Source organism: Lactobacillus sp. WILCCON 0149 (assembly GCF_057197965.1).
Window position 1 is genome coordinate 102,982 of sequence record NZ_JBUBHO010000001.1, and the last position, 14,306, is coordinate 117,287.

At 43.7% G+C, this 14,306-nt stretch carries 16 protein-coding genes; 14 read left to right on the forward strand and 2 right to left on the reverse strand.

All coding sequences use genetic code 11. The annotated features are described in order from the left end of the window. Positions 1-395: 395 nt before the first annotated feature. The gene (locus ACYVUV_RS00485) at positions 396-599 is read right to left on the reverse strand and encodes a hypothetical protein (protein WP_439774948.1); all 204 of its coding nucleotides are present in this window, start codon (positions 597-599) and stop codon (positions 396-398) included. Positions 600-1,049: 450 nt separating this feature from the next. On the opposite strand from ACYVUV_RS00485, the gene ACYVUV_RS00490 reads away from it, so the two are divergent. Continuing rightward, the gene (locus ACYVUV_RS00490) at positions 1,050-1,808 is read left to right on the forward strand and encodes a C40 family peptidase (protein ID WP_439774949.1); all 759 of its coding nucleotides are present in this window, start codon (positions 1,050-1,052) and stop codon (positions 1,806-1,808) included. Positions 1,809-1,853: 45 nt separating this feature from the next. Then, on the forward strand, positions 1,854-2,645 hold the full coding sequence (locus ACYVUV_RS00495) for a C40 family peptidase (RefSeq protein ID WP_439774950.1): 792 nt from the start codon (positions 1,854-1,856) through the stop codon (positions 2,643-2,645). Positions 2,646-2,693: 48 nt separating this feature from the next. Here the strand turns inward: ACYVUV_RS00495 and hflX are convergent, their stop codons facing one another. Beyond that, positions 2,694-3,974, reverse strand: a complete 1,281-nt coding sequence (gene hflX / locus ACYVUV_RS00500; protein ID WP_439774951.1) for a GTPase HflX — start codon at positions 3,972-3,974, stop codon at positions 2,694-2,696. 329 nt (positions 3,975-4,303) lie between these two features. Between hflX and ACYVUV_RS00505 the strand changes: the two genes are divergently transcribed. From ACYVUV_RS00505 to ACYVUV_RS00560, 12 genes are all read left to right on the forward strand, one after another. Beyond that, positions 4,304-5,344, forward strand: coding sequence for an LCP family protein (locus ACYVUV_RS00505; RefSeq protein ID WP_484498883.1), 1,041 nt, complete (start codon positions 4,304-4,306; stop codon positions 5,342-5,344). Then, positions 5,344-6,231 carry a YveK family protein gene (locus ACYVUV_RS00510; protein WP_439774953.1) on the forward strand — a complete coding sequence of 296 codons (888 nt, stop codon included), beginning with the start codon at positions 5,344-5,346 and terminating at the stop codon, positions 6,229-6,231. Before ACYVUV_RS00505 ends, ACYVUV_RS00510 begins: the two co-directional genes overlap by 1 nt. Positions 6,232-6,240: 9 nt before the next feature. Beyond that, positions 6,241-7,020, forward strand: coding sequence for a CpsD/CapB family tyrosine-protein kinase (locus ACYVUV_RS00515; RefSeq protein WP_439774954.1), 780 nt, complete (start codon positions 6,241-6,243; stop codon positions 7,018-7,020). A gap of 3 nt (positions 7,021-7,023) precedes the next feature. Next, positions 7,024-7,800, forward strand: a complete 777-nt coding sequence (locus tag ACYVUV_RS00520; protein ID WP_484498884.1) for a tyrosine-protein phosphatase — start codon at positions 7,024-7,026, stop codon at positions 7,798-7,800. A gap of 30 nt (positions 7,801-7,830) precedes the next feature. Next, entirely contained in the window at positions 7,831-8,499 is a 669-nt protein-coding gene (locus ACYVUV_RS00525; protein ID WP_439774956.1) for a sugar transferase, read from the forward strand. Between the two features lie 63 nt (positions 8,500-8,562). Beyond that, on the forward strand, positions 8,563-9,012 hold the full coding sequence (gene pssD, locus ACYVUV_RS00530; RefSeq protein ID WP_439774966.1) for a PssD/Cps14F family polysaccharide biosynthesis glycosyltransferase: 450 nt from the start codon (positions 8,563-8,565) through the stop codon (positions 9,010-9,012). Positions 9,013-9,020: 8 nt separating this feature from the next. Then, positions 9,021-9,524, forward strand: coding sequence for a glycosyltransferase (locus ACYVUV_RS00535; protein ID WP_439774957.1), 504 nt, complete (start codon positions 9,021-9,023; stop codon positions 9,522-9,524). A gap of 22 nt (positions 9,525-9,546) precedes the next feature. Then, a complete protein-coding gene (locus tag ACYVUV_RS00540) occupies positions 9,547-10,632 on the forward strand; it encodes a polysaccharide pyruvyl transferase family protein (RefSeq protein WP_484498885.1) in 1,086 nt (361 codons plus the stop codon). Between the two features lie 31 nt (positions 10,633-10,663). Next, entirely contained in the window at positions 10,664-11,743 is a 1,080-nt protein-coding gene (locus ACYVUV_RS00545; RefSeq protein WP_439774967.1) for a glycosyltransferase family 1 protein, read from the forward strand. 3 nt (positions 11,744-11,746) lie between these two features. Then, on the forward strand, positions 11,747-12,742 hold the full coding sequence (locus ACYVUV_RS00550; RefSeq protein WP_439774959.1) for a glycosyltransferase family 2 protein: 996 nt from the start codon (positions 11,747-11,749) through the stop codon (positions 12,740-12,742). Positions 12,743-12,856: 114 nt separating this feature from the next. After that, positions 12,857-13,501, forward strand: a complete 645-nt coding sequence (locus ACYVUV_RS00555; protein WP_439774960.1) for a DUF1919 domain-containing protein — start codon at positions 12,857-12,859, stop codon at positions 13,499-13,501. A gap of 29 nt (positions 13,502-13,530) precedes the next feature. Then, complete coding sequence (locus ACYVUV_RS00560; RefSeq protein ID WP_439774961.1) at positions 13,531-14,277, forward strand: DUF4422 domain-containing protein; 747 nt, start codon at positions 13,531-13,533, stop codon at positions 14,275-14,277. Positions 14,278-14,306: the final 29 nt, after the last annotated feature.

A 14,306-nucleotide genomic window follows, 5' to 3' on the forward strand; every position in this document is an offset into this window, starting at 1 on the left:
TTTTCCTTCAGTCTAAGTAGAATGAACTTGAGCCGGTGACGGCCAATTTTAAAATTATTTAAATCTTTTGATTAGTCGTCGTTACGACGGCTTTTTTGATTGCCAGCAACTTTGCTTGCATTTTTCCACTAAACTGCGTAAAATAGGCAATAGAAAAAGGACGAGTGCGGGAACACCCATCCTTTCGTTGATTGAGCCGGTGACGGCCAATTTAAAAGTTTACACGTTTGAATTAGCCGTCGTTACGACGGTTTTTTGTTTGCCGGCAACTTTGCTTGCATTTTTCCGCTAAACTGCGTAAAATAGGCAATAGAAAAAGGACGAGTGCGGGAACACCCATCCTTTCATTGATCGAGCCGGTGACGGCCAATTTTCAATTTAGTTAAATTAAGAAATTAGTCGTCGTTACGACGGCTTTTTTGATTCTTACGCTTCTTGTTCTTCCGGCGCTTCTTCCGGTGAAACTTTCCACGCAGTCCTCGTAGGCTATCAATAAACTTGCAAGCTTTCGCTGACGCAAAAGCACCGGCTTCAAATAGACAGCCAAGGCCTAACAGAAACACGGTAAGCTCGTTTACGATTTCGATCGCATAAACCATTACCGGTGGCTCCTTTCCGTAATGATAGGAAGGAGCCGATGAAAAGATCAAGGGCATCACTCCCTCCGTAGAGGCCGCCACCGTTATGCTCAATCGGAAATATTATAGCACGTGTGTTTGGCAAAAGGCTAGTATTAACTAGCAACTTTGCTTGCTATTTTCTCTCAAACTGCGTAGAATGAACTTGTGCTGGAACACCCAAAATTGAGCCGGTGACGGCCGATTTTAAAATTTTTGGTTTTTATTTAGCCGTCATTACGACGGCTTTTTTGTTCCACTAGGACAAGCTACAGCGATTATTCAACACTTGCATATTTCCAGCGGGGAGGGCGACAGCGCCTTCCCCGTTTTTGTAATCATTTTGTAATCATCAGGGGGCTTGCGGGCCAGGGGGGCAAGCGCTTATTATTAATATTAGGTATAAATTTTGCTTCCGCTGGAGGAAAAAATATGGGTAATGCAAGATGGATTAAATTCATGGGCGCGGCGGCGCTCTTTTTCGGGGGACTGGGCCTAGGCGGCCAGCCAGCTAACGCGCAAGTTAAGGGTCACCTTTCCAAGGTCCAGGTAGTCAAGAAGGCTCCGGTTTGGACCAACTACAAGAAGGGCAAGAAGACCCACAAGTACCTTAAGAAGGGTACGGTCAAGCAGGTCAAGGCCTCAGCTACTGACAAGAAGCACAAGGTCTGGCTGAAGGTTGGAAATAAAAAGTGGATTGCCAGCAAGTACACGGTTGTCTTGACGACGACCAAGCAGACTGCATCCAAGACTCCTTCCAACCCGGTCTTAAACACCAATCAATTGACGCAAGCTGCTTCTTCTCAGGCACCCGTTGGTTCATCTTGGCGGCAGAATGCCGTGGTAGCCTTAGCCAAGGCGCAAGTCGGCAAGGCTTATGTCTGGGGTGCGACTGGCCCGACCAGCTTTGACTGCTCCGGCTTAGTCCAATGGGTCTACAAGACCGCGATCGGGCAGACCGTTTCCCGGACTACTTATACCCAGGTTAATGAAGGCGTGGCTGTGCCGGTATCAACGGCCAGCCTGCAGCCAGGCGACCTCCTCTTCTGGGGGGATGTGGCAGCGCCATATCACGTTGCAATTTACGTGGGCAATGGTCAATATGTTTCCGCCGCTGATGAGCAGCAAGGGGTCATCTTGGCAACCATCAGCAGTTACTTCTGGCCGTCAACGGCCCGGCGGATTCTCTAGTTTCCGTGTTAAAATAGAGTTAGCGGTGTAAGGGAGGAAATGAGCATGAAGAAGTCTAATATGATCAAATTTTCTGCTGCAGCGCTGACTTTCTTAGGGATCTCAGCGACAGGGGTCAAGCCGGTCAAGCAGCCGGCCCAGGCCGCCAGCAAGCGGATCAAAGTTATCAGCAAGCAATACGTCACCGTCTGGACCAACTACCAGAAGGGGCGGCATGTTGCGACTCATTTAAAGAAGGGCAGCAGCCATTTCGTCTACCAGACGGCAACTGACTCCATGGGCAATCTGTGGTACCGGATTGGCAAGAAGGAATGGGTCATGGCCAAGTACTTTAACCAGGTCAAGTCTGCCAAGAAGGCCGTGAAGGCAAAGAAGGTCAAGAAGACCAAGGCCAAAACCAAGAAAAAGACGGTCAAGAAGGCCCGCAGTGCTGCCAGTCTGGCAGCTTCTTGGTCTGCTCCGATGGGGTCTAAGGCCCGGGCTAAGGCAGTCGTAACCTTAGCCAAGCAGCAGGTCGGCAAGGCCTATGTCAAGGGTTCCAAGGGCCCAAATGCCTTTGACAATGCCAGTTTGGTTGCTTACGTCTACAAGCAGGCAGCTGGCGTCAACACAGGTTCCAGCACCAAGAGCCAGGTCAAGAAGGGGATCGCGGTAGATCCAAGTTCTGGCTTTGCGGAAGGGGACCTGCTCTTTTGGGGTTCCAAGAACAAACCATACAATGTAGCTATTTACGTGGGGGACGGGAAGTATGTTACCGCTGCTGGAGACCAGCAAGGGGTCGTACAAGCCAGCCTGTCCACCTACTTCTGGCCTAGTCGGGCAAGAAGAGTCCTCTAGCAATAGGAAAGCCAGGCTCTAGAGATAGAGTCTGGCTTTTTATGCGGTCTAGATTTGGTAAGCGGAAAAACGGGCCCGGTCTTGGGGTGACAGGCGGGCGGAAACTTCGATTCCGTCAGCTTGGTAGTCTTCCTTTAAGACCCGGGAGTGCTGGTGCAGGTAGGCTAGGTCTTTACCAGCTGTCAGTGGCAGGCGGAGGTCAGTGATCTGGTAATTGCTGAAGAGGCGGGTCGTGATCAATTTGGCCAGGGCCTGGATTGAGGCTGGGTTAACCGCGCTGTAAAGAAGGTCGCCCCCTTCAATCTGCGGGTAGTTCCGGTCTGTCAGGTCAGCCTTGTTGTAGGCGGTGATCATTGGCAGGTCCTTGACCCCGATTTCGTCTAAGACTTCTAGGGTAGTCTTGATCATCTGGTTCATGTTCGGGTCAGCGGCGTCAACGACATTGATCAAGAGATCAGCGTCTTTGGCTTCCTGCAGGGTCGCTTTGAAGGAGTCGACCAGCTTGTGAGGGAGCTTGGAGACGAAGCCGACTGTGTCGGACAAGATAAAGGAGAAGCCGTCCAGGTCGATCCGGCGCACCGACGTGTCCAGGGTCGCAAAGAGCATGTCCTTGGCCATGACCTGCTTGTCTTCATTGCCAGCCCCGAAGGCCTTGAGCAGGCCATTCATGGTGGTGGACTTGCCGGCGTTGGTGTAGCCGACCAGGGCAACCTTAGGCAGGTGGCTTTGGTTGCGGCGGGCGGCCTTGATTTCCTCCTGGCCCGAGATTTCCTTTAATTCATGCTTGATAGCGGAGATCTGCTTGCCGATGGTTCTCCGGTTCATTTCCAGTTTGGATTCCCCGGCCCCGCGGTTGGCGAAGCCCCCGCCGGTGGAACCGCCGCTGCCGCGTTGCTGGTCGAGGCTGTTCTCAGAAGGGTGGAGGCGGGGCAGTTCATACTGCAGGCGCGCCAATTGGACCTGCAGCTTGGCTTGTTTGGTTCGGGCCCGGGAAGAGAAAATTTCCAAGATTAGTTCGGTCCGGTCGATGACGCGGAGTTTGGTCATGTGTTCCAGGTTGCGGATCTGGACTGGGGTCAGTTCATCGTTGACGATGAGGACGGAGGCCCCGAGTCCCTGGGCCAGGTCTTTGATTTCCGCCACCTTGCCCTTGCCCAGGTAGCTGGAGGCGACGATGTTTTCCGCCTTCTGCTGGCTAGAGCCAACGACGGTGAAATTATTGGCCTCTGCTAAATTGGCCAGTTCGGTCATGGAGTAGTCAAAGTTGGGATCGTCAAGGTTGACTCCGGCCAAATAGGCCTTGACTGTATGATTTTGATTGTCGATCATCTATAGCTTCCTTTCTATATTGCAAGACTTAGAATTTGTCCATCTATTTACTATCTATTGTAAAGAAGCTGACAAGAAAAATCGCTGAATTTGCCTAAATTTAGGCAGAGACTGATCAACAAGATAAATGTTAAGAAAATTTGATTCATGGAAATAGATTGGAAACGGTTTAGACCTTTTTTGTGAACGAGATGTGATGTATAATAGGACAATATCATGGATTGTGCTTGGTTTAGTAGCGAAGCTTATCCTACAAGAATAATTAATTTCTTGAAAAGATAGAGATAAAAAATGGGTATGGAATGTAAGGAGAGTAAGAAAAGAGTATTATGACGGAACCTGATCAACAGCATGTTCATCATCATCATCACCACCATCACCGCCGCCGCAAGCGCCATATCGGCCGCTGGATCGCGGGGATTGTTGGAGTGCTGCTACTTGCAATATTATTAGTAGCTGGTTATGCTTATAAGAATGCCAGGGATGCAGCGACGACGATGTACACGCCGGTCTCGAAGAACACCAAGTCAAACAAGAACCGGTCTAGCTTAGACAAGATCTTGGATGCCAAGAAGCCAGTCAACCTCTTAATTCTGGGGACTGACACCGGGGCTGAAGGCCGGAGCGTGAAGAAATATCACGGTTTGACTGACTTGATGATGTTTATTACGGTCAACCCAAGCAAGAAGCAGACGCGGGTAACCACGATTGCCCGGGACTCCAAGGTCAACCTGCCGGACTATCCGGAGGTTTCCCCAATCAAGCTGAACAGTGCCTACTCCCTAGGCGGGGTCACGGAAACCATCAAGACCCTGGACAAGTACTACAGCGTGCCAATTGACGGTTACGTCCTGGTCAACTGGAAGTCCACGATGAAGATCATCACCAAGCTGGGTGGGGTGGACGTAGTATCCCCTCTGACCTTCACCAACATGGGCTACAGCTTTAAGAAGGGGCAAACCTACCATATCTCTGGGCAAAAGGCTTTAGCCTTCGTTCAGCTGCGTCACGGTGATCCGCGGCAAGACTATGGTCGCCAGGAGCGGGAACGGCTGGTAATGATGGCAGCTTTGAAGAAGAGCGTGTCTTACAAGACCATCTTGAACGCTGACTTTATGAAGTCCCTCGGCAACAGCATGCAAACTGACCTCAGCATGAACGACATGATTAGCCTGGCGATGAACTACCGGGGTGCAACCGATAATATTAAGTCGGACTATGCACAGGGGACAAGCAGCAGCGTCAACAATCAAAGATTTGGCAACATGGAAGTTGAAATCATGTCGACTAAGGAAAGACAGCGGATTTCCAACAACATCCGGCAGACTTTAGGAATTAAGAATGTCAACGTTTATAAGGAGGACAACTAGTGAGCGCTGAACAACAGAATAATGAAGAAGTAACCATTGACCTGCGCAGGCTCTTCATCTTAATCAGAAAGCACATCATCAGCATCTTGATTTGGATGATTGGTCTGGGCTTGATCGCTTATGGGGTTTCAGAATATGTTCTGGTGCCAAAGTACACAGCCAGCACTCAGCTCCTGGTCAACCGTAAGTCAACAGATGCCAACCAGGCTTATGCCAACCAACAAGCTGACGTTAATGCCGTTACCACTTACAAGGACATTATCACTAGTAACGTCATTTTAAAGGGTGCCTCCAAGTACCTGGCCAACCCAGTAACCCTGGTTAAGAAGGCTACTCCAGCCAAGAAGGCCGTCTACAAGACCAATGATGATGGGACTAGAACCCTGGTTAAGAAGGCTGTTAAGGCCAAGCCAGCGGTTTACAAGCGTGAAAGCAAGAGCTACTCAGTTTCAGCCAGTGAATTGTCCAGTGCGGTTTCAGTAACCACTACGACTTCTTCTCAGGTCTTCACCTTGTCAGCCACGGCTGAAACTCCAGCCAAGTCACAGGCAATTGCCAATGCGGTTGCCAAGGAATTCAAAGAACAGATTCCAAAGATCATGGACGTTAACAACGTGACTATCGTTGCGGAAGCTTCTAAGGGGACTAAGTCATACCCAAAGGTAAAGATGATTACTATGGTTGGTGTTTTGGCCGGTTTGGTAATCAGCTTGTTGATCATCATCATCAAGGACTTGTCAGACACGACTGTTCGGGAAGATTCATTTATGACTAACGAACTTGGTTTGACCAACTTGGGTGAGATTTCAAGCATCACGATGCCGAAGGACTGGACCTTTACGGCTAATACGGCTGAAAAGCGCGGCAGTTCCAGAAGACGGGTTTAGGAGGTTAGCATGGCATTCGGTAGAAAGAAGCATTTAGACAACGAAACGATGAAGAACGGGGCCAAGCTGATTACTCTGGCTAACCCGCAAAGCGTTATTTCTGAACAGTTCAGAAATATCCGGACCAACATCAACTTCATGAACGTTGACAAGGAAGTAAAGACGATTGCCTTTACTTCAGCCATGGCCAGCGCCGGCAAGTCAACGGTCAGCGCTAATGTAGCTATTACCATGGCACAAGCTGGCAAGAAGACGATCTTGATCGACGCGGACTTGCGCCGGCCAACCTTGCACTCCACTTTCAATGTATCCAATAGCAACGGCTTGACGACTCTGTTGACTAGCCGGGCAAAGGAAATGGACGCAAACAGTGTGATTCGGGAAAGTGGCGTAGAGAATCTGTCAATTTTGACGGCAGGTCCGATCCCGCCGAACCCTTCAGAACTTCTGTCTTCCAAGCACATGTTGGATTTGATTGAAGACCTGAAGCAAGAATACGACATGGTTGTGCTTGACTTGGCGCCAATTTTGGACGCGGCTGAAACCCAGCAACTGACTAGTTCTTTGGACGGAACGATCTTGGTTGTGCGGCAGGCTAAGTCACAGAAGTCAGCGGTTAAGCGGGCAGTTGAGTTGCTTAAGCTGACTAACTCACCAATCTTGGGTTATGTTATGAACGATGTTGATGCCGATGGGGATGACGGCTATGGATATGGTTATGGATACGGTTACGGCTATGGCTACGGTGAAGAAGAGGAGAAGAAGGGCCTCTTCGGCAGAAAGAAGTAGCTCATGCCGGTAGTTGATTTACACTGTCACATCTTGCCAGGGATCGACGATGGCTCGAAGTCCTGGGAGGTTTCGCTCAATCTCGCTAGAGCCGCGGTTGCTGATGGCGTAACCCACGCCTTGTGTACTCCACACACATTGAATGGCCGCTACACCAACCATAAACAAGATGTGATCAAGTTGACGGAAGAGTTTCAAGACCGGATTGACCAAGCGGGTATTCCGCTGACGGTCTTTCCAGGACAAGAGGTCAGATTGTCAGGTGGCTTAACTGAAGCCCTTGATAATGATGACATCCTCTTTTGCGATGAAGATGGCCATTATATGCTCTTGGAATTGCCAAGCAATGAAGTGCCACATTACACCAAGAATATGGTGTACGAACTGACCAGAAGAGGAATTACGCCAATCATAGTTCACCCAGAACGGAATAAAGAAATTCTGGCAAATCCGCAGAAATTGCAGGAATTCTTGGAAATGGGAGCTTTGGTACAGATCACTGCCAGCTCATATACCGGCTTGTTTGGCAAAGAAATTGAAGACTGCAGCCGGGAGTTTATCAAGGCTGGACAATGCGCCTTCTTTGCCAGCGATGCTCATGACTTGCCAAGACGGCAATACCAATTGGGTGAGGCGCTAGACAAGTTGGCGAAAGAATTTGGTGAAGAAAAGAAGCAGAAGTACTTGGACAATGCGCAAGCGGTAATCAATGGCGATCCAGTTTACCTAAATTGGCAGCCATTGCCTAAGAAGCGGAAGAAATTCTTAGGACTGTTTTAAAGTAGAAATTTGGATGAAGGAGAGGAAAAAATGGATATGGGATATAGCAGTAGTCCAGCATATGTTAAGCAGTCCAAAGTCAAGGGCCGTCCTCTCTACCATGGGATCAAGCGTCTCTTTGACTTTCTGGCTTCTGCGGTTGCTTTGATTCTGTTGTCGCCGCTTTTTCTGTGGCTGGCGATCAAGATTCATGGCGAAGACGGCGGACCAGTCTTTTACTCACAGATCCGAATTGGCAAAGATGAGAAACCATTTCGGATTTACAAGTTTCGGTCCATGGTGGTCAATGCTGAGAAGCTGAAGAAGGATCTGTTGGAGCAAAATGAAGTCGAAGGGGCCATGTTTAAGATGCATGACGACCCGCGGATCACTAAGATTGGCAAGTTCATCAGAGCGCACAGCTTGGATGAACTGCCTCAGCTTTGGAATGTGCTGATTGGGAATATGTCACTGGTGGGGCCTCGGCCGCCTCTGCCAAATGAGGTTGACCAGTATACCGACTATGACAAACAGAGATTGCTGGTTAAGCCGGGATGCAGTGGCCTTTGGCAAGCAACTAGCCGGAATGCGGCTGATTTTGCGGATATGGTGCAGCTCGATATTGAGTACATCAACCGGAGTGGCGTCTTCTTTGATCTGTGGATCATTTTTAAGACAATCGGTGTTATCTTCCACCCGAACGGGATATATGAAGAGTAAGAGTTAGCGAGGATTAAAGAACCTCGCTTTTTTATTAGGAAGCAAGCAATGTCTAAAGAAAATATCAAAGTTTGTTTGGTTGGATCAAGTGGCGGTCACTTGACACACTTGTATATGTTAAAGCCGTTTTGGCAAAACAAGGATCGTTTCTGGGTAACTTTTGATAAAGAAGATGCTAGAAGCAAGCTTAAAGGTGAGCAATTCTATCCCTGCTATTATCCTACTAACCGTAATTTAAAGAATTTGATCAAGAATACCTTTCTAGCAATAAAAGTGCTTCGGAAAGAAAGACCTGATCTAATCATTTCCAGTGGTGCTGCAGTTGCGGCGCCGTTCTTCTATATTGGGAAATTAATGGGTGCAAAATTGGTTTACATTGAAGTGTTTGACCGCTATGATAAGCCGACTGTAACAGGGAAACTTGTCTACCCGATTACCGATAAGTTTATTGTTGAATGGGAAGAAATGAAGAAGGTTTACCCTAAAGCGATTAACCTTGGTAGTATTTTCTAGAGGATTGTATGATTTTTGTTACAGTAGGAACGCACGAGCAGCCTTTTAACCGTCTAATTGAGAAGATGGACGAACTGGTTGCAAGCGGTGAAATTAAGGAAAAAGTTGTTATTCAGTACGGGTTCAGTACTTATGAAGCCAAGCACTGTGAGATGCACAAAATGATGAGTTTTGATGAAATGCAGCAAGCTTTTAAAGATGCGCGTATTGTTATTACTCACGGTGGTCCATCTAGCTTTGTTGAAGCTCTTCAGTATGGTAAAGTACCAATCGTAGTACCAAGACAGTTGGAATTCAATGAACACGTTAATAATCACCAAGTTGACTTTACCAAATTGATTGCTGAAAGAATGAACAACATCATTCCTATTTATGATATTGCTGATCTAGCTGCTACAATTGCTAATTACGATAATATTGTTAAGACTAAAAATAGCGGTGAAAGTAGCAATAATAAGAAATTCAATGCAAATCTAGAGAAGATTGTGGATCAACTAATGGGGGAAAAATAGTATGAGAGTAGGAATCCTTTCAATGCAACGAATTAAGAACTATGGCTCTTTTTTGCAAGCATATGGGTTAAAAAGCATTATGGAGGAATTAGGTGCAGAAGTTCAATTTGTTGATTATCACCCCGGGAAAACATTAATTCCTGTTGATGGTGGAAGAGGCTTTAAGCGTAAGCTTTCAAAGGCATTAGAGGCGTTTCATGGTAAGGCACCTTTGTCAGAAAAGATTCGTTTCATTTGGTATAAGAAGAATTATGCTAAGAACTATTACCCGTACCTTGGAATTTCTGAGGAAATGAATTATAGTCCTAAGCTTGATCTATTGATAATAGGAAGCGATGAAGTCTTCAACTGCGTGCAAAGTAATGCTAATGTTGGATTTTCACCAGAACTATTTGGACAAGATTCTAATGCAAATAGAATCATTTCATATGCAGCATCTTTTGGAAATACCAATTATCAAAAATTGGAAAAGTATGGTGTTGCTGATAAAGTAGCGGGTTGGTTGAAGTCTTTCGATTCAATTTCAGTTAGAGATAATAACAGTTCAAATACTGTTGAAAAGCTGATAGGACAAAAACCGCAAATTAATTTGGATCCTGTTTTGATGTATGATTTCAAACACAGTGGTAAGATACCTAGCAAAGTAAACGAAAAGAATGATTATATGCTTTTGTATGGCTATTCTGGCAGATTTTCAGCTTCGGAATGTCAGAAAATACGGGCGTATGCAGATGCAAATAACTTGAAAGTTTACTGTATTGGTGGCGTTCAGGATTGTTGTGATAAATTTATTGATTGCGACCCGTTTACAGTCATTGCTTATTTTGAGCATGCTAAGTGTGTTGTGACTGATACATTCCATGGTACAATTATGAGCATTATTACTCATAGACAGTTTGCTAGTGTGGTAAGAAGTAGTGGATATGGTAATAGTGAAAAATTAACTGATTTGCTTGACAGATTACACCTAAATAGTAGAAAGCTTTTGAACTTGAACACATTGGGCTCAACACTAAAAGAGCCCATTGATTATGTAGAGACTGATAATATCATAAAAAGTGAACGAGTAAAAACTAGAGAATACTTGAAGGAACAAATGGATGCATAGTTCTAAAAAAAAGAGCGTAGTAAGCGTGGCAATGGTTGCAACAAACCTCGAACTTAATGGGATTAGTTCAGTTATCATGAACTACGTTCAATACCTAGATTTAAATCGCTTTAAGATTACGATTATTGTTGGTGAAAGTGTAGCACCAAAGTATCAGAGAATCTGCAATGAAAAGGGGATAAAGGTAGTAATACTTCCTCATCGAAAAAAAGATTCAAAAGGTTTTTATCTAGGACTACTTAAGGCGTTTCGCAAAGGAAAATATGATATAGCTCATGTCCATGGCAGTAATGCGTCTATTGGCTTAGAATTATTTTTAGCTAAAATTGCTGGAATTAAAATCCGAATAGCTCACAGCCATAATACGACAAGCACAAGTATGAAAATTCATAAACTTATGAAGCCAGTTTTCAATATGTCATATACTGATGGTTTTGCTTGTGGAAAAAAAGCAGGACAATGGCTTTTTGGAAACAAAAAGTTTGTTGTAATTCCAAATGGTGTTGAAGTAGAAAATTTCAAATTCGATCAGCTAGTTAGAGAAAAGGTGCGAAAGGATTTGGGATTAAGTCAAGAGTACATTGTAGGCCATATAGGTAGATTTAACTACCAAAAAAACCATGAGTTTATTCTAAAGGTTTTTGAAGAAGTAGTGAATAAGAGGCCAGATAGTAAATTGCTCTTGGTTGGAGATGGCCCTGATTATGAGGATTTTAAGGAGAAGGTTAAAGAAAGTCCGGCAGCTGATAAAGTTATACTGTATGGAGAAACAAACAAACCTTCAGATCTGTATATGGCAATGGACTCATTTTTATTTCCATCTAGATTTGAAGGGCTGCCTGTTACTCTAATAGAAGGTCAGATAACAGGATTAAAATGTTTGGTATCGGATGTTATCACTGAGGAAGTTAAGCTTTCTGATAATTTGGAATTCTGTTCACTAAAAGATACGCCTGCGCACTGGGCTCAAAAATTATTGGACATTAGGCCTGAAGACAGAAATTCTTTTTACGAAAATCATCAGAAGGAAATTATGCATTATTACGTAAAAAACGATGTTGAGCTTTTAGAAAAAGCGTACGAAAAGATTTTGGATCGAGAAGGAATTTGATATATGAGCAACGCAACCAAATTGGTATCATTGGTAATTCCGGCATATAATGACGTGGATTTTATTTCTATGTGTTTGGATTCGGCAATCAAACAAACATATAAAAATATAGAAATCATTATTGTAGATGATGGATCCACTGATGGCACATCTGAGATATTAGACCAGTACCAATCCAAAGATAAACGAATTAAGGTTCATCATAAGAAAAATACCGGAGTAAGTGATACCAGAAATGTTGGGATTGCATTAGCAACTGGTGAGTATATTTGCTTCGCAGATGCCGATGACAAGCTGACTCCAGAATATGTGGAATACTTGCTTGACTTAATCGTAAAAAATAATGCTGATATCTCGCTAACAACTCGTATGTTTGGTACATTTGATGGGAAACAAGTAGACAAAGTAACCGAACGCATTGTCTCAGGAACAGATGCAGCTGTTGGAATCCTTTCTTACCAAATTCCAATAGGCGTTTACAGCAAAATGTTTTCCAGTTCATTTTTGAAGAAGAATAAAATAAAATTCAATACGGAGTTGTATATTGGTGAGGGATTTAACTTTAATTTTGACTCGTTTATGAAGGCAGGGAAAGTAGTTGAATCCAATAAAAAAATTTATTTTTATCGTCGGGATAATCCTACTAGTGCAACCACTAAATTTTCTATGGATAAATGGGTTAACGGGTTAAAGGCTATTGACTTGATGAAGGAACATTTAGATCAAGACCCAAGAAATTCTAAGGAATTGCGTAAAGCATGGGATTATGCATACTGGCGTACCTATTCTGATGTTTATGATGTGATGACTTTAGCTGGTGCTGAAAAAGAATATCCAGACAATTACAGGAAATGTAAACATGTAGTGCATGCTAAAGCATTAGCCGCATTTCATGCACCTGTAGGTAAACAAGATAGGTTGCGAGCAACAGTAATGATGCTGTTTCCTAGATTAATACCATGGGCAATGAAATATAGAGCAAGAAAATCCCAAAAATGAGGTGCTATTTGGATTCATCAAAACAAAGCTGGTGGCAAAGTTTGACTGAAAAATTGTCAGCATTGGCGTGCATGTAGCCTACTGAAAAATATCTGAAATAAAAAGGAGTACAGTATGCCTACTTATGAAGGATTGAGATTAAAGGTTCTTAAGTTCCGAAGAGAAAAGTTTGCTGCTAAACGCAAACAAAATTTAATAGATACGAAATTTACGATAATTTCAAATAATTGTTGGGGAGGAATGTTGTATGAAAGTTATGATCTCCCGAAGGAATCTCCAACAGTCGGCCTGTTCATTATGGCTGATGACTATATCAAGTTTTTGAAAGATTTGAAGGAATATTTGGACAGTGAGTTAACTTTTATTGATCCAAAAGCTTCAAAATGGTATAGTCAAGTTTCTGTGGATAAACGTTATGGAAATTATCCAGTTGGCAAATTGAAAGATGTAGAAATTTTCTTTCTACACTATCATAGTGAAGAAGAAGTTATGGCTAAGTGGCATAGAAGAATCAAAAGAATTAATTGGGACAGACTGTTGGTTAAGTTTAATGACCTGAATGGCTGTACTCGTAAAGACGTTGTGGATTTAGTTACTAGATTATCATTGACAAGTGATAATCTATGGGTTGAACATATGATTAAGGAAAAGCAGTGTATTTCGAGAAGTCTCAAATACGCAAACAAGGTTCGTGAAAGTGGTTATGATATCCAAAATATTGCCACTTACTTGCAAAATTTTTATTTAAAAAATATTTAAAGTGATTATGCGCCGAGGTTTGATATCCGATGAATTCAAATAACTTAACTATGTATATGGTAACTCATAAACCAGTTGATTTTATACCAGAAGGTAGGACGCCTATATTTGTAGGAAATGGCGACAACATACATGATTATCTACGAGATAATACTGGTGACAACATCTCAGAGAAAAATCCATATTATTGTGAATTGACTGCTATGTATTGGATCTGGAAAAATGATAGTTCATCTAAGTATATTTCTATTGAGCACTATCGCCGCTTTTTTATGGATCCTAATGCATTGGTTCCTAAGGTATGCCCAAAAGAAAAAATTGAAGGGTATCTAGAAAAAGGCAAAATAGTCCTACCCTCAATTACAAAATGGCACATGTCTGTAGGTGATATTTATCGAGAAAGGCACGTTGGTAAAGATTTAGATAATGTGGCAAATATTATTGCTAAAGAGCAACCTGAATATGTGGCAGATTTTAATCAAGTGATGAACGGTAGAGATCAGCATGGATTGAATATGATGGTTTTGCCTAAGGCAATCTTTGATGAATATTGTGAGTGGCTGTTTAACATTTTATTCAAGTTAGAAAAAGAAACTGACTTGTCTGATAGAAGTAAGTATCAGCAACGTATGTATGGGTTTATGTCAGAAAGACTGGAGGACGTCTGGCTAAAGCACAATGAATATAATTCAGAGGTTAGAGAGTTACCAATATATTTTGTATTGGATACTAAATTGAAATCAATATTAAAAAGTGAGAAGAAACGATTTAATTAGCTACTTAGTGTAAAGAATTAGTGGAGAAA